The following is a 15,586-nucleotide window of genomic DNA, read 5'->3' on the forward strand; positions in this document are numbered from 1 at the left end:
GACGGATACTAGCGTCTGACACGGGACTTGCTGTGCATGGACCCTCAGGATCTGCCGTAGCGGTACCGAAGCATGAAGTTGTAGCGCATCGAGTGGGAGTCGGCAACGAATGGTGGCACATCGTGCCAGACTGCGGGTCCCAGGAACCGAAGCTGGCCGGCGATGTCCTCCTTCACTTCCATCAAGCGTGAGTTTTCGTCGAGTATCCGGATGCACGAGCGACATTCGTGTGGGATTGGGATCTGCACGTTGATCCGATTGCCGGTCTGTTTGTCGTCGTGGGCGGATATGTAGTCGCCGGGTCGATATGCCAGGAAGTAGCAGCGGCAGAACTCGGCGTGGTCACCGAGCACTGCGCCGACGACAGGTGTCAGTGCAGTTGCGATCCGTTCGCCGAGCTTGGCCAGATTGGATTGGTTCAACAGTTCGAGCTGGATCTCGCGTTGCGCGGGGTCTGCTTGTGGGTGGCCTGGATCGAATCGAAGATACCGGCTTCCGCCAGTGATTTCGCGGGAGTTCTCGGCTGCCTGGTGTCCGACAACGATTTGTTCGGACTCGTCGACGAGCTGCGACATCGTCTCGGTCAGCTCTCGTATGTGGGGATCGCCGATCATGTGCGGTATCTGGGTGAAGCGGGTTCGGTGGTACTCATCGACGTACTGAGACAGAGTGGATTCTGTCAGTACACGGGTAGCGAAGCTCATGCCCGAGTGCCGCCCTTTGCGTGTGAGATCGACTCTTCGACAGATATCTCGGTCACGCTCAATCCGTGTACGAACAGTTGTTCGTAGATGTGCACGCCGAGTTCCAGCATGGGCTGGGCATCGTGCGGGTCCTCGGATAGTTCGCTCTGGAGTTTCCGCCAGTGGGTGGCAGCAGAAGACGGGAGCCCTCGTTTGGTCCGTGTGGCTATTCGACGTAACTCTGAGCTGGGGAGCAGTTGCGCGGCTCCGGCCTGGAGAATCTTGTAGCCTGGCCCGCCGAGTTCGCCGGTCGGGTGCTGCGCGTGGCCGGCGTCGAGCAGGCTTGGCCAGCTGGTCGACATTGCAGCCGATGCCAGGGGAAGATAGCCGTAGGGGCAGGTGGCATCGGCGCCGACGGTCGCGCTGGCCTGTTCCAGAATCGCTATGTCTCGTGGGATCTGAGTGCGCAGCGCTGCAGTTCGGACAGCCTCACGAGCTCTATCGTTCACGGCGGTCACCTGGGTGCGAAGCCCGCCGAGCAGTGCGTCGGCGGGCTCGCCGCCGATGACGGTCCGATACTTGCCGGGCCCGATCGTGGACAGGCAGTCCAGCAGACCGGATGCGAAGAACAGGTCCGGTCGTGGGTCACTGAAGGCCGCCACAGCACGTGGCAGTCCAGATATGAATGCGTTGTAGTCGAACTCGTGCACGGAGAAAGGCAGGCCCAATTCGGTAGCGAGGGCGGTGGCGTAGTCGACATCATCGGCGTTGTGCCCGTCGAAAATGCAGATGGCGTCGAAATCTATTCCGCGGTCGGCCATCACGACCGCCAGCACAGCGCTGTCGAGGCCGCCTGAGAGGAACAGAAGTGGCGATTGCGGCATCTGGGCATGCTGGAGCGCGGCGGTCAGGTGCTCGATGAGCGAGGTTGGTGTCAGTGACGGACTTGTAGTCCATTCGTGGCGGTGGGATTCGACACGGTATTCGGGGTCACCGTCCGTGAAGTGGTAGGTCGAGTTCGCGTCGAGCACGTGAACGTCACGGATGAAGGAGGTGAGCCCGTCAGGCCATGAGGACATCGGTGCGGAACGCAGCTCAGCTATTCGTTCGGCGTCGATGACCGGGTCCGCATGCCCGACCGTGATGTCTGCGAGCGACTGTGAGATGTGCCAGCCGTTGGCGTCGTGGTGGTGGGCGTAGAAGGGCTGTCCGCCCAGCACGCTGGTCTGCACGGTGGTCGTGGCTGCGGTTCGACGTATGACGGGGGCGCCCGGCAGTGAATACTTGGGACGGTTCATCGATGTGCCTCCTGCATGGTGTGGACAGGTTCCAGTGGTTTGCGTGCTGCCATGAACACGGCGCAGCCGGCGGCGGCGGTGGCGCCAATGACGCCCATCGCGACAGTGGAGATGCTTGCGAGCACACCGCCGAGGGCGCTGCCAGCCGGGCGGAGGCTACCGAGTATCGAATTTGCCAGGGAGAAGACGCGGCCCTGCATTTCCTCGGGCACGCTGACCAGGAACTTGGTGTCGGCGAACAGCGAGGTCGCGCTGAGGCCCGCACCGACCGCGAATACCGAGGCGCCGAGCACCCACAGATTGTCGGCAAGAACGGCGGTGATGAAACCTGCCGAGAAAACTGCCAGCGAACAGGCGACTGCGAGGGAGTCCCGCCCAGCTGGAAGCCGGGAACTTCTCTCGCTGCTCAGTGTTACCGCGAGCAGCAGCATACCCCCCTGGTAGATGGAGTACAGAACGCCGTAGCTCACCCCGGATCCGTCGGTTCGTGCGGCCAGCACCGGCAGCAGGATGGCGAACCCGGAGGTCAGCATGTTCACCGTCGCGCCGACCACGAGCACCCAGCGGACGATTCTGTTACTGATCATGAAGCGCAGGCTGTCGGCGAAGCTGACCTGTTTTCGGCTCGGGTTCCGGCGCAGATGTTCGCGGGCGGAAGGACGCAGGTAGATGACGGTGAGGATGATTCCCGATACCAGGAATGTCGCGGCGTCGAAGGCGAGGAGTCCGCGTTGCCCTGCGAACGAGACGACTGCGCCGCCGAGGAGAGGGCCGAGTATGAGCCCGATGCGGCTTGCCGAGTGCAGCTTGGCGTTCGCGTTTCGGCGGCGGTCGGCCGGGATGAAACGTCCTATCAGCATCTGTAAGCCCGGGCCGTATGCGAGCCCGCCGACGGCGGTGGCCAGCATCGCGATCCATAGGGCGGTCAGCGAGGAGCCGTCGCCGAACAGTACGAGCGCGCTGAGAACGGCACAGGCGCCGTAGTCGGCTGCCAGAATCATTCGTATTCCGCCTGGGCGGTCCAGCAGTGCTCCGGCCGCGGGTGACAACAGCACCGTTGTCGCGCCGCAGACCGCCATCATGAACCCTGCTGTCCGGGCGTCTCCGTGGCCGTTTACGAGAATCCATACGACACCGGTGAACAGCGCGGTGTTACCCAATGCGGAGGTGCCGTTGGCGGCAGCGATGAGCCATATGGTCAGCTTGCCCATCAGTGCACCGGGACCAGTCCCGGCAGGCCCGCGAGCGAGGCCGCCAGTTTGTCGACGTAGTCGGGGCCTTTGGTGGCGCGCAGGAATTCGGTGCTGCGGTAGTGAAGGTATATGGTTCGGCGCTGCTGGGGCGTTCGGTTGCGGGGTGACCCGTGGAGAATTCCTCGCTCGTGCAGGCCGATTGTGCCGCGGGGGCAATTCAGCTCGACGGCGCCGGCGGGTAGGTTGTGGCTGGAGATCTGCGGTTGATTCCGTAGCCAGGCCTGCCGCTGCGCGAGGCTCCATCGATGTGAACCGGATACGACTTGCACAGCACCGTTATCGGTGGTTGAGGTGTCCAGATAGATTGCGAGGACGTAGTCTTCGCTCGGCCGGGGGTGTTCGGCGATGTCTGGATCGAAATGCCAGTCCAGGGAGTTGTTTTCGTGAGCTCCTTTGATTACCAGCTGGGCGTTGACCGGCATGATCGTAGTGCCGATCGCCGATTCGGCGATGCTCACGATGGGTTCGAAGACGAGCAGTGAGGCGAAGGCCGGGTCGTGCTTCCACAGCTTTTCGATCCGGCGGACGTAGGCCGCGCCGTCCTGGGCGAGTCCGAGTCGGTTGGTGTGTTCGGAGCGAGAGGAGGCCTGGGCGTTGCGCACCGCAGCGTCACTGGCTGTGTGGAGCAGCTCGAGCGTTTCGGGTTGTATCCGTGTCGGCGATACGAAGTAGCCCGCTTGTCTGAGTGTCACAGCAGCAGTCACGTTCGTCCTCTCTGGTAGTGGTGCGTCCCGGGCGTGGCGTATGGCCACGTCCCGGGACGCATCGGTCGCGGGTATTACCCGCCGTGGACGATCTGGTCGCAGATCCCGCCGTCCGCTTCCATTTCGATGCCGAACTCGACATCGCTGATTGCCTCCAGCTTGTTCATGTGTGCCACCTCCCTTCTATGAAGTCAATTGTTCGGTTCGTCACGCACGCGACTCATCGGTCGCGCGGTGCTTGACTGTGATAGTCAAGTCCGGATTCCGCCGGAGAATGATTTCCCCGTCCTTGGCGGGCATTTTCACGACAATTGGCTCTCCGGAGTCTTCCGCGTATACGAGCAGCGACAGCTGAGTGTCGACGGCGACGCGCCAGTGCTCATCCGGATCGACGAGGTCGGCGATGAGCGTTGTTGCTGCAGCAGCCTTGTCGGCAACCGTGGCGTATTGCGCGCACACATTTTCGATTGATTGCCAATTCGCGAGTATTTCAGGCTCGGCCACTTTCCATGAGAGCGGGAAATTCTTTCGTATCGTCGAGCAGGTTCTTGCTTTCCGTGAATTTTCGAACGCGTCGTCGGCACCGGCGGAACCGGTGCCCGAATTCGGTTCGTGCGAATCGGCGGACTTGCGCCGTGGAATCGTCGACTGCGGTGCGCTGGTCCATGGTCGGTGCGCCGTTTTCTCGGCGATGCGGATGGCGGTCTCGAGGTCGGCAGCGATATCGTCCTGCCGTGCGCTGGTTCCATCCCGCTCGAGCGTTGTCGCGGTGGGACCGATCCGGGCCAGAACTTCTGCCAGCAGAGCCCAGACGACATCGGGCACGCTGGCGTCATGTGAGTCGAAGTAGAATCCGTTGTTGAACTCACCGCCGGCGATGTGTATCTGTTCGACTCGATCCAGCGGCAGTTCGGCGAGAAGTGCGAAGGGGTCGAAGTCGAAGTTGATCGAGTTCGCGTACACGTTGTGCAGATCGAGAAGAAGCCCGCAATTGCATGCACGGATCACGGAGTTGATGAATTCGACCTCGGACAACGTTCCGCCGGGATCGAAAGAGTGGGCGATGTATTCCAGCACTACGGGAATCCCGATGGCGCGACGGAAGGCCTCTGCTCGCTGTGCGAGCGCCGTCGCCATCTGAGCGGACCGCTCGACCGGAAGCAGTTGCCGGGAATCGAGCCCACCGACCAGTGAGGTCGAGAGGTGGTCACCCGCCCAGGCCGGTCGCAGCAACTCGACGGCTCGGCGGGTGATTCGGGTGGAGTCGGCCCGGGGAGGAAACGCCGCCGATCCGAATGACTGACTGACGCCATGGAGTATCACCGGATAGATCCGTGCCAAGCGGATCGCCGCCGCACTTGCGCTGCCATAGCCCATGATGTGCTCGACCGGCATTTCCAGGTGGCCGATCAGACGACGCCCCTCGTCGGAAAAGCAGAAGTCGCGGAAGTTCGGCCGATAGGAAAGTCCGACATTCATGGGACGCGTATCAGCCATGTGACGGCTCGATTCTCGACAGTGAGGGCACCTCGTTCTTCGACGGCAGCAGGTCGGCGTCGCACACCGCGATCAATCCACGGGACATCAGCCCGTGCAGTAGCGTGATGTCGTCCGGATCGAGTTCGGCGCGCTTTGGAGATCCGTCGGCTGCCTCTAACAGTGCCATCGCCGACTGCGCGACGATGTGCTCGTGTGGATGGCTCCCGGCCGATTGCGCGATGATGTGGAACTGTTGCTCGGGGAGCTCGAGGTACCGCATCGGCACTCGCCGTACGATTCGAGCGTCGGCCCCCGAGTCGATGTGGTGCAGCGACGCCGTACTGGGGCGGTATGCCTGGCGACGTTCACGCAGAATTTCCTGCGTATCCGCCCCTTTCGGGATGTGAGCCTTCAGCAGCCTGGTCACTCTGTCGGCGACGACTCTGTCGTCGGCGGGCTCGTCAGGAGCCGACAGCACACGCTCGACGCGGTCGGCATAGGTCTCGAATGGCACCAGGCCGATTACGCCCGATGCCAATTGCTCTTGCAGCCAATCGAAACACGCTTGCCCGAGTCCTATCAGCTCCCTGCGCGCATCTTGCGCACCGAGAAGCTTCATCATCTCGGTGTGCGAAGTGGGTAATCCGAGCTTCGTCATGTGGAAGTTGGCTGCGTCGCTCGGGTGCAGCGCGACCGCCCGGCCCATCGCTGCCGCCTCGACAGGTGTCAACCCGTGGTGGTGCTGCACCTCTGCGTTGCCGCTGCTGCGCAGCGCTGCTACCAGACCAGATTCCGAGATGAGGCCGGGTATTTTCCAGGGCCAGACGAAAGGGGAGGTCGGCAATGTGGTCGCATCATCTGTGCTGTTGGACGCGGGCCAGGCGATATGTCCGATGACCTCGGTTCGGACACCGATGTGTGCGCAGTCCTCGATAACGTGGCGGATATAGCTGTCGTCGGTCGGAAGCTTGCCGTACATCAGCACCGTCGGCGGCCCATCGTGTGGTGCAGCGGGTGCATTGGGTGCCCAGGCCGGCGCGGGAACCGGTAGCGCGTGCAATTTCCGAGCTGGCACGCCCATGAGGGCGAGGTATGCCGAATGCCGCGGTGTGGTGAGAACAGCGGAGGAGTCGAGAAATACCTGGCGGTAGAGGAACTGGCTGTCGCGTGCACGCATCAAACGTCCGATGTCGCTTCCCGCGTGGGTTGCGACAAGGGGGGTGGCAGTGACCTTGCTGACGAGGTATGCAGCGATACCGTATGGTTCCATGAACGACCCAAAAATGACATCGGGCCTGTGTTCGTCAGTGACGGACAATGCCAGCGAGGCGAGCTGAGAAACCGCGGGCCGGCCTCCGGGATGGCGACGGTAGAAGATATGTTCGTCCGTCTCCGCGAAATGAATTGTCACCTTGTGGTCGACGTAATCGAAAAGTTCTCGCAGTGGGGCCGCGTTTACTCGCTCGTGGCTGGCAGCGGCGAGTGGATCGGAGAAAATGTGCACCTCGTGTCCTCGCCGCCCCAGCTCCAGTGCGGTGAACAGCCCACGGGCGCTCATGCCGCCTTGAAGCGGCGGAAATTTCGTGAAGTAGAATACGCGCACGCAATCCCCCCAAGTTACTGTTGCACTTTCGACCGAGTCCCCCTGATCGCCGATTCCTTCGGCTGCCCGGGTCGTTGGTTCCCATTTCACAGCCCAAAGTGGCTGCGATCAAGAGCTACTTACTTATCTCAGCGATCACCTCCGCTTACCGGCTCCAGCCGAGACTCGGCCAGTATCTGGCGTGCGCAGTCGACGAACGCTGCTGCCGCAGTATGGATATCGCGTGTTGACCAGATAAGACCGCTTCGGCTCGGTGACGGATCCAGCAGCGGCACAGTCGTGACCCTCGGGTGGCGGTGGTAGAGGCTGAGGGAGGCTACGGTGGGATGGACCACTTCGCCTCGGGCTACCCTGAGCAGGAGTTCGGCAAAGCTGCGCACTTCGGGACCGCGGCGGATCGCGATGCCGGACGGCGAGTACTCCGGCACGAGATGTCGATATGCTTCGATCGGGAAGGCCGGAACCGCAGCTACCAGATACTCGGCCACCGCATCCCAACTGACGGCATTGTATTCGGCGAGAGGATGGTCGATGCAGACCGCCAAGACTCGGTTTTCGCTGGAGACGACCGGACCCACGGTCAACCCGTCCCTGTTGATAGGCAGCCTGATAGCCAGAAGGTCGATTTCTTTGCGGTGCAGGCACGCAAGCGGGTCCTGGTTCAAACCAACATCGATTTCTTCGACAGTTGATTCAGGATGTCTTTGGCGAAACTCCCGCACGATATCCACCATGAACGGTCCTGCCGCAGCCGGCGTGACGAACCCGAGGCGCACCGGCTCGGACAGAGCGCGTGCAGGCCCTGCCGCGTGCGTCAAGGCAGCACGTAAATCCTGCAGCGGGGCTTGAAGCTCGGCCTTCAATCGTGCTCCGCGGCTGGTGAGCTCGACTCGCCGGCTCGACCGGAGGAAGAGCGGACAGCCGATATTTCGTTCGAGTTGGAGGATGATTTGGCTTACACGAGCCTGCGAATAGCCGAGGTGTTGCGCTGCTCGTCTGAAGTGTAGTGAATCAGCGACCTCCAGGAAAACGCGAAGGTCCCTGAACTCGACATTGTCCCCAAGTCCCACAGTCACGCCCCTGCCGCTTCAAGCCGAAAAAATCCGGACCTGCCAACAACTCGTCAGCTCCAGCTCTCCGGGCGGTCCGCCCAGAGCTGTTCTCACACACACAAGACTTGGACGTGCCCTTCATTCGTTCGGTTCCCTTGACAGTCAAAAAGTCGCGGTCAGGGACACCTGCGCTGCGTTGGGAACCCCAGGGCTGTGGCCCACTTCGATGCGGTCCCAAGCCCGCGGCCACCTCGAACCGAACCGTGATCTGCGACTCGGTCACGCTGCCGACGCGGACCTGGGAGCAGTGCGGGAACAGCAACTGAAGCAGAACGTCCGCGACGCCATCGACGTCCACGGACAGGATCTATAGCCCGTCCGAAGTGGCGGAAATGGCCCCGCGCCGCCAGGTCAGTGCACCTTGGACAGACGGAATCAGAGCGGATCAACCGATAATCCGCCACTTTGGATGAGAAGAAACCGATGCCCGCATGACTGATGCAAGTGGCGCATCGCAGCTCAGACGAGGTGCGGTGCGCCAGGTGCCCTGAGAACCGACAGCCGGAGCGCCGGAACCGAGGCCGCGCGATATCCCACCCGGCCACCGGCACCCGAGGCGACCAGGCAAAATAGGGTCCCGTGTCCACCGATCTCGCTGCTGTCCTGTTGTTCACTCTCGCCGGATTCCTGATCGGCGGTGCCTACACGACCTGGAAGAACTCGCGCCCACTGGCGATCAGCCTGGGTGTCTGCGCGGTTCTCGCGGCAGCGGGAGCGGTGCTCTGGCTGTTGTGATCGGTGGTTTCCGGCGCCGTAGGACTGGGCAATCCCCGAACGGCGGACAGGTCCACGGGCCGGTCGCCGGATCGAATACCGCGCCGGCCCTACCCCTCTGCGCCGGGCAGGGCCAGCGCGGACCCTAGATCCAGCCCAGCCTTTCCGCGGCGCGGACCGCCTCCGCGCGGGTTCTGGTCGAGGTCTTGCCGATCGCCGAGGAGAGATGGTTGCGCACCGTGCCTTCGGACAGGTGCAGGCGCTGAGCGATCACCGCGGCCTTCGCCCCATCCGCCGCGGCGACGAGGACTTCGCGCTCCCGGGCGGTCAGCGGTGAGGTACCCGCCGTCAGCGTCTCGGTGGCCAGTGCCGGATCCACGACCCGCAGACCCATATGGACGCGCCGCACGGCATCGGCGAGTTCGCGGGCGGGCGTGTCCTTGACCACGAACCCGCCGGCGCCCGCGTCGATCGCCCGGCGCAGATAACCCGGCCGGCCGAACGTCGTCACGATGAGCACCCGCACCTCGGGATATCTCGCGCGGAGCAGACCGGCGACCTCGACTCCGTCCAGTCCCGGCATTTCGACATCGAGCAGCACCACATCGGGTTTCGTGCGGGCGACCGCATCGAGGACCTCGTCGCCGCGGCCCACCTCGGCGACGACCTCGAGATCGGATTCCAGCCCGAGCAGGGCGGCGAGCGCCCCGCGCACCAATGCCTGATCGTCGGCGAGCAACAGGCGGATCATGCCCGGTCCCTTCGTGACGCGAACCCGCCGGTCCGGCACACGGCGCGCCCCGGCTCAGCCGGGAACGGTGACGGCAACACGCACTCCTCCTCCTGCCGGTTCCGATATCGTCAACTTTCCACCGGCGGCCGCGGTCCGTTCACGCAACCCGGCCAATCCCGACCCGGCCGCGGCGGCACGGAGCCCGCGGCCGTCGTCGGTCACCTCGATACTCGTCGGCGTCACGGTGACGGCGCAGTGCCGGGCGGCACTGTGGCGGACCACATTCGTGACCGCCTCGCGCAGTACCCAGCCGAACAGTTCGTGGTTTCCGGCGGGCAGTCGTGCCGGGTCGGGCAGGTCGGCCGCGATATCGGCGGCCGCGAGGGCGCTGCGCGCATTGGCGAGTTCCCCGCGCAATGTCACCTCGCGGAGACCGCCGACGGTATCGCGAACTCCGGTCAGCGCATCCCTGGCGAGCTGTTCGACATCAGCCATCTCCGCCTTGGCACGTTCGATATCTATATCTATAAGCCGTTGCGCCAGTTCCGTTTTCACGGTGATCACGGTGAGCGAATGGCCCAGTATATCGTGCACGTCCCGGGCGACCCGGTTACGTTCCTCGGCGACGGCGAGCTCGGACCGCTGGCGGCGGGCCAGCTCGGTCAGCCGGGCACCGCGCTGTCCGATCTGCCGTACCACCCAGATGAACACGGGCAGAAGCGCGATGTACACCGGCACACCGGACAGCCTCGGCACGATGAGCACGCACAGCAATACCGCGAGCACGACCGCCACACAGACCAAGCCGGATCCACGGGCGGGGAGACGGAGAACGGCGACTATGGCGATATAGAGAACGGTGGGCACCGCCGCGGGGCCGAGGACCACCACCAGCACGCCGACGCAGGGCACCATGGCCGCGAGAACCGGCCACACCCGGTGGTCCGCCACGAGTGGCGAGGCCGGGTCACGCGGGTCGGTGCCGCGCAGTCCGGCCAACGCCACGACGGTCAGTGCCGCGTACGCGGCCAGCGCTACCGTCGCCGCCGCCGCGGACGGCTGGTCGTGTTGCCGCCAGCGCTGCAGAATCGGCGTCACGAGGTACGCGAGCCAGAGCACCGCCAGCAGCGCGCCGAACCAGCCGCGGCGACCGCCGCCCGCGAAGACGTCGGCGCGGGCCAGCCGGTCGAGGAGACCGGACACCCGGTCCGGCGGTGGCGATACGGTTGGGAAACTCATGCTCGACCCCTGGGAACTCGAAGCACACCTGCTGTAACGGGGTACCGACGGCCCGCGCGGTGGTCGATCACGAGAACCGACCGTACCGAAGTCCGAGGCGACCCGGGCGGCGGCATCTCCCGCTCAGCGCGCGGTGTCACGACGGAACATCATCGCGGCACCGCCGACGAATACGGCCGTCCAGATCGCGACGTTCACGACCGCCAGCGCGATGGAGGTATCGCTGGTATCGCCGAACGGCATCCGGACAAGGGTCGCCACACCGTGCGTGGGGAAGAACGCCGAAAGGGTCCCCAGCCAGCCGTGCAACGGTATGAACAACCCACCACCGAACGACAGCGCCGCCAGGGCGGGGCCGAGGATTTGCATCACGTTCTCCGAGGGCAGCAGATATCCGAGGAACAATCCGAAGGCCGCGAACACCAACGAGCACACCCAGGCCAGCAGAAAACAGAACACCCAGGCCGAGGGTGTGAGCCGCGCCCCGCAGATCGCGCCGACGGCGAAAACCACAGTGACCGATGCCAGGCCCAGCACCATCGCGACGGCCACCTTCGTCGCGATATAGGCGACCGGCCGCAACGGGGTCAGCCGGAGCTGACGGCTCCAGCCCTGGGCGCGTTCGATCGCGACCATGGCACCACCGCTGGTGGTGGCCACCATCGCACCGTAGACGGCCAGCGACACCATGACGTAGCCGGTGACATTGCCCGAACCGAACGGTTGTGTGCGGTAATCGGATTGCAGCCCGAACAGGGCGAAGAACAGCGGCGGCATAACCAGTGTGATCAGCAAGGTACGCCGGTTGCGGAGCATCCGGATCAGTTCCATGCGCAGGAAGGCGACCCGGAATCCACCGAGAACGCGGTGCGCGACCGGCAGCGATCGAGGGACGGTAGTGGTCATTTCAGTGGCCTCCGGTGGTGAGCGCGAGGAACGCCGATTCGAGGTTGTGCGAGGTGATCTCCAGATCCGCCGCCGCGGTCTCGGTGAGCAGATGGCGGGCGAGGGTATCGGAATCGCTGGTGTGCACGACGATTCGATCTCCGGAGATCTCGACATCGTCGACACCGGGAACCGCCAGCAACCGCGCGGGATCGGCACCGGGCAACCGCGCGCTGACACTGCGGCCGGCCGCGAGGTTCTTGATCTCGGCGGCGGTACCGTCGGCGACCACCCGCCCGCCGCGCACCAGCACGATGCGGTCGGCGTAGGCGTCCGCTTCGTCCAGGTAGTGGGTCGCGAAAACCACCGTGCGGCCGCGCCGGGAATCTGCGCGCATCGCGTTCCAGAACTCCCGGCGACCCTCGACGTCCATTCCGGTGGTCGGTTCGTCCAGCACGATCAGATCGGGGTCGGGCAGCAGTGCCAGCGCGAACCGCAGCCGCTGCCGCTGACCGCCGGAGCATTTACCCACCCGGCGCGCGCCGATATCGAGAATTCCCGCGCGGGTGAGCACCTCGTCGACCGGCCGTGGCCGCGGGTACAGGGCCGCCACGAGTCGCACGGTTTCGGCCACGGTCAGATCGGGCAGCAGCCCGCCCGATTGCAGAACCGCCGAAATACGCCCGGCGGCCACGGCCTGTTCCGGCGGTCCGCCGAAAATTCGCGCTGTGCCGGAATCCGGGGTCACCAACCCGAGCACCATATCGATGGTCGTCGACTTACCCGCGCCGTTGGGGCCCAGGAAGGCCACGATCTCCCCCGGTTCGATCACCAGGTCGAGTCCGTCGACAGCCCGGACCTCACTTCCCGGAACTCGGAAACTCTTACACAGATCGCGCAATTCGATCGCGGCCGGTTCGCTCCCGCCGGCACGGCCCGCCGCCGGTCCCGCGACCGGCGGTGTCGCTGTTGTTGTCATGAATCCACAGTCCCGCGTGCACGCGGCCGATACCTCGCACGTGTGTCATCGATCGGCCATGACGATTGTCATGCCGCCTTCGCACTACGGCATCGGGCCGACGCCCACCGGTCGTGCCGGAACACAGGTCGCCGCAATGCCCGCGAACGGGTGGATCAGCCGGCCGCGAGCAACGCGGCTTTCAGATCGCGGCTGCGGATTCAGGTCCGTGAACTCGGTGATCGCACGCAACAGCACGCGCTCCACACCCGCCGCTACCAGTCAGGAGGGTACGACGTGAAGCTGGGACAGCACGCGCGACGGGTCACTGAGGTAGGCGTAGTCCTCCTCGCCTTCCTCCACGATCTCCAACATTGCCAGCAGTCCGGCCAGAATGTCGCGCTCCGGCAGGGTGACCGGGATCTGTCGCCGCACCAGGCGCGCACAGAGCGCGTCGAGCAGTACACCCCACTCCCCCGCATCGCTGTCGGACCGGTAGTCGGCGAGTCGGTCCGGAGGAAGCCGGTCGGCAAGCCGCTCCAACAGGTCTCGCGAGTCGTTGTGCAGCTTGACGAGGTCCACGGTGCTCATTGTCCTATCCGAGCTCATTGTCCTATTCGACAGGGTGCGGGTTGCCGTACTGGTCGTTACGCATCACGCCCGTACCGCGAAGAGGGTGTCCAGTCACAATTACGCCGTTCTCGGCCACAACGACTTTGATGTCGATTTCGCCGACAATATCGCTGCCGTCCTGGTCCTTGATTTCGACCTCGCGCTTGCCCCAGCACACCCATCGGCGTTCTTCCCATTCGCTGCCGTCCCTCCGGACGCGGGTGATGTCCTCACCGATGGGGGGTCTGTCCGGATTCCTGGCTACGCTCTCGACGAGGGCGATGATCTTGGGGTGGCTCACTCCTACGGGGAACTCGGTCTTGAACGGTAGTCCGGTACCGGGCGCATGCCCACCGGTCAGACCATTTCTGCTGCCGAACAGAATGTGCTCTCGGCTGCGCATGGACATGCGAATGTTCTGTGGTGTCGGCGCCTTGTCCCGTCGCTGGAGGGTGCCGTCCGACGATTCAACTCCCCAATGACCAAGTGGCTGATCAGTGGGAGCCTTCGGTGTTGATATCGCGCCGGACATCCTCTTCGGGGGCGCGGGGACCGGCCTCTTCCCTCCAGGGAGATCAGGTGTCCTGTTTCCGCCCCGGGGACCGGGGATCGGCGCCGCCCCCGGCCCCTGCGACCCACGATTGTCGGCCGAGTCCTGCCGCGGAATACCAGGTAGGTTGCCCGTGTCCGCCCGCACCTGTTGAAGGTCGTTGAGCTGACCAGCGACCCCACGGGCCGGCCTTGCCACAGCTTCTTCGGCCCCATCGCGGGCTAACCCGACCGTGCGCTGGGCTATCATTCTCATAGCTGCCGCGGCATCGGTGGGGTCAGGCTTGTTGACCATCAGTCGCCTCGGCGCTCGGCAGCCCGGCATCGGCCGGTCGCCCCCCGGCGTGCGGAGCTCGACTCCGCGCTGCCGAAAAGGCAGGCCGCGACCCGTATTCGACGCGCGTCAAAGCCGCGGACGCCGCAACTTCCACGCATCGCACATTGCCGACCTACGTGCCACACCGGTCCTCCACCCGGTTGAAGACCTCCAGAGTCGATGACGGTGCAAATGACACGTCGGAATCCGGTTTCTCGAGAATGCGATTATCGCATGTCCGCTCGCCGGATTTGCCGTCCCAGAAAGGCATTTGCCCTGCACAACCGGGAAATACATCCCATGTCCAGTCGATAACGCCGCGATTCCACTGTTCACCGTCGCCGTATTGCTGATCGGCGGTGCAGTGCAACCCGGATTGACTCCCCACCACTGGCGAGCAGCCCCGGCCTGCACGCTCCTGGTGGCCACGGGCGGCACTTCTCCGACTGCGGTAGATCGCGCGACGCCATGGGCACTCCGGCGGTTGCGCCCGCCCGGAGGCCGCGCCCGGACGATCCGGAGTACGAGGGTCCCCGCGTTACGGGGCGGGTGATCAGTCGGCCGCGAGCAGCGCGGCTTTCAGGTCGCGGGCGGCGGATTCCGGATCCGCGGATTCGGTGATCGCGCGCACCACCACCACGCGCTCGGCGCCCGCCGCGATCACCTCGGGGAGCGTCGCGGCGTCGATACCGCCGATGGCGAACCAGGGCCGCGTCGGCGCGGCCTCGGCGGTGGCCCGCACCAATTCCAGGCCGGCCGGTTGCCGGCCGGGCTTCGTGGGGGTCGCCCAGACCGGCCCGGTGCAGAAGTAGTCGAGGTTCTCGTCGGCCGCGGCCAGGCGGGCCTGCTCGCGGTCGTTGGTGGAACGTCCGATCACCACGTCCGGCCCGAGAATGCGCCGGGCGTACCACGGAGGCAGATCCTGCTGGCCCAGATGCAGCACATCGGCGGCGGCGGCCAGCGCGATATCCGCACGATCGTTCACCGCCAGCAGCGCACCGTGCCGGCGGGTGGCCGCCTTCAGTTCGGCGAGCGCCGCGAGTTCGCCCTTGACCTCCAGCGGACCGAACCGCTGCTCCCCGGGCGATCCCTTGTCACGGAGCTGGATGATATCGACTCCACCGGCCAGCGCCGCGTCCGCGAACGCGGCCAGATCGCCCTTGTCGCGCCGGGCGTCGGTGCACAGGTACAGCCGGGCGGTCGCGAGACGATCGCGCGGCGGAAGTTGTCTGCGAGCGGAGGACGGTTGCACAACTGCCACGGTAACCGCGCTAACGTGGATATGTTGCAGGAGGTAGAACGTGGTGCGAACATCCGCGCTCACCACGCGGGCGACGAACCGGGCGCAACCGGCGCCGCGAGATCCCGCCCGAGGACGGGAGCCGCGTGGTTCGCACGGTCCCGGCGTCACTCCTGACGCGATATCGGACGTACGAAAACCCAGGAGG

General features: G+C 64.8%; 16 protein-coding genes and 1 pseudogene. 2 read left to right on the forward strand and 15 right to left on the reverse strand.

Annotated features, from left to right (window positions below):
• Positions 1-44 precede the first annotated feature (44 nt).
• From ABZ827_RS24305 to ABZ827_RS24340, 8 genes and pseudogenes are all read right to left on the reverse strand, one after another.
• Entirely contained in the window at positions 45-704 is a 660-nt protein-coding gene (locus tag ABZ827_RS24305; RefSeq protein ID WP_357240803.1) for a hypothetical protein, read from the reverse strand.
• Positions 701-1,981 (reverse strand): asparagine synthase-related protein, encoded by a 1,281-nt coding sequence (locus tag ABZ827_RS24310; protein WP_357240806.1) that lies wholly within the window; start codon positions 1,979-1,981, stop codon positions 701-703. Before ABZ827_RS24310 ends, ABZ827_RS24305 begins: the two co-directional genes overlap by 4 nt.
• Positions 1,978-3,192 (reverse strand): MFS transporter, encoded by a 1,215-nt coding sequence (locus ABZ827_RS24315; protein ID WP_357240809.1) that lies wholly within the window; start codon positions 3,190-3,192, stop codon positions 1,978-1,980. Before ABZ827_RS24315 ends, ABZ827_RS24310 begins: the two co-directional genes overlap by 4 nt.
• Positions 3,192-3,926: a phytanoyl-CoA dioxygenase family protein gene (locus ABZ827_RS24320; protein WP_357240812.1), complete on the reverse strand. Its 735-nt coding sequence runs from the start codon at positions 3,924-3,926 to the stop codon at positions 3,192-3,194. Before ABZ827_RS24320 ends, ABZ827_RS24315 begins: the two co-directional genes overlap by 1 nt.
• A 219-nt stretch (positions 3,927-4,145) precedes the next feature.
• Positions 4,146-5,435: a DUF692 family multinuclear iron-containing protein gene (locus ABZ827_RS24325; protein ID WP_357240816.1), complete on the reverse strand. Its 1,290-nt coding sequence runs from the start codon at positions 5,433-5,435 to the stop codon at positions 4,146-4,148.
• Entirely contained in the window at positions 5,428-7,020 is a 1,593-nt protein-coding gene (locus ABZ827_RS24330; protein ID WP_357240818.1) for a glycosyltransferase, read from the reverse strand. The genes ABZ827_RS24325 and ABZ827_RS24330 overlap by 8 nt, the downstream gene beginning before the upstream one ends.
• Positions 7,021-7,148: 128 nt before the next feature.
• Positions 7,149-7,883 (reverse strand): LysR substrate-binding domain-containing protein, encoded by a 735-nt coding sequence (locus tag ABZ827_RS24335; protein ID WP_357241099.1) that lies wholly within the window; start codon positions 7,881-7,883, stop codon positions 7,149-7,151.
• A gap of 18 nt (positions 7,884-7,901) precedes the next feature.
• Positions 7,902-8,096 (reverse strand): annotated as a pseudogene (locus ABZ827_RS24340) (LysR family transcriptional regulator); the annotation flags it as partial.
• A 202-nt stretch (positions 8,097-8,298) separates the two neighbouring features.
• Here ABZ827_RS24340 and ABZ827_RS24345 point away from each other — a divergent pair.
• Together ABZ827_RS24345 and ABZ827_RS24350 are read left to right on the forward strand one after the other, a co-directional pair.
• Positions 8,299-8,445: a hypothetical protein gene (locus ABZ827_RS24345; protein ID WP_357240820.1), complete on the forward strand. Its 147-nt coding sequence runs from the start codon at positions 8,299-8,301 to the stop codon at positions 8,443-8,445.
• 266 nt (positions 8,446-8,711) lie between these two features.
• Positions 8,712-8,867 (forward strand): hypothetical protein, encoded by a 156-nt coding sequence (locus tag ABZ827_RS24350; protein ID WP_357240823.1) that lies wholly within the window; start codon positions 8,712-8,714, stop codon positions 8,865-8,867.
• A gap of 124 nt (positions 8,868-8,991) precedes the next feature.
• On the opposite strand, the gene ABZ827_RS24355 is transcribed toward ABZ827_RS24350, so the two are convergent.
• The 7 genes from ABZ827_RS24355 to thiE form a co-directional block, all read right to left on the reverse strand.
• Entirely contained in the window at positions 8,992-9,597 is a 606-nt protein-coding gene (locus ABZ827_RS24355) for a response regulator transcription factor (protein ID WP_357240826.1), read from the reverse strand.
• A 54-nt stretch (positions 9,598-9,651) separates the two neighbouring features.
• Positions 9,652-10,818, reverse strand: coding sequence for a histidine kinase (locus tag ABZ827_RS24360; protein ID WP_357240829.1), 1,167 nt, complete (start codon positions 10,816-10,818; stop codon positions 9,652-9,654).
• A 123-nt stretch (positions 10,819-10,941) separates the two neighbouring features.
• Positions 10,942-11,724, reverse strand: a complete 783-nt coding sequence (locus ABZ827_RS24365) for an ABC transporter permease (RefSeq protein WP_357240833.1) — start codon at positions 11,722-11,724, stop codon at positions 10,942-10,944.
• 1 nt (position 11,725) lies between these two features.
• Positions 11,726-12,682 carry an ABC transporter ATP-binding protein gene (locus ABZ827_RS24370; protein ID WP_357240836.1) on the reverse strand — a complete coding sequence of 319 codons (957 nt, stop codon included), beginning with the start codon at positions 12,680-12,682 and terminating at the stop codon, positions 11,726-11,728.
• Positions 12,683-12,943: 261 nt separating this feature from the next.
• Positions 12,944-13,252: a hypothetical protein gene (locus ABZ827_RS24375; protein ID WP_357240839.1), complete on the reverse strand. Its 309-nt coding sequence runs from the start codon at positions 13,250-13,252 to the stop codon at positions 12,944-12,946.
• Positions 13,253-13,274: 22 nt separating this feature from the next.
• On the reverse strand, positions 13,275-13,682 hold the full coding sequence (locus ABZ827_RS24380; RefSeq protein WP_357240842.1) for a hypothetical protein: 408 nt from the start codon (positions 13,680-13,682) through the stop codon (positions 13,275-13,277).
• A 1,009-nt stretch (positions 13,683-14,691) separates the two neighbouring features.
• A complete protein-coding gene (thiE, locus tag ABZ827_RS24385; RefSeq protein ID WP_357240845.1) occupies positions 14,692-15,390 on the reverse strand; it encodes a thiamine phosphate synthase in 699 nt (232 codons plus the stop codon).
• Between the last annotated feature and the right edge of the window lie 196 nt (positions 15,391-15,586).

The sequence above is a fragment of the Nocardia sp. NPDC019395 genome, from assembly GCF_040632335.1.
Taxonomy (GTDB): domain Bacteria; phylum Actinomycetota; class Actinomycetes; order Mycobacteriales; family Mycobacteriaceae; genus Nocardia.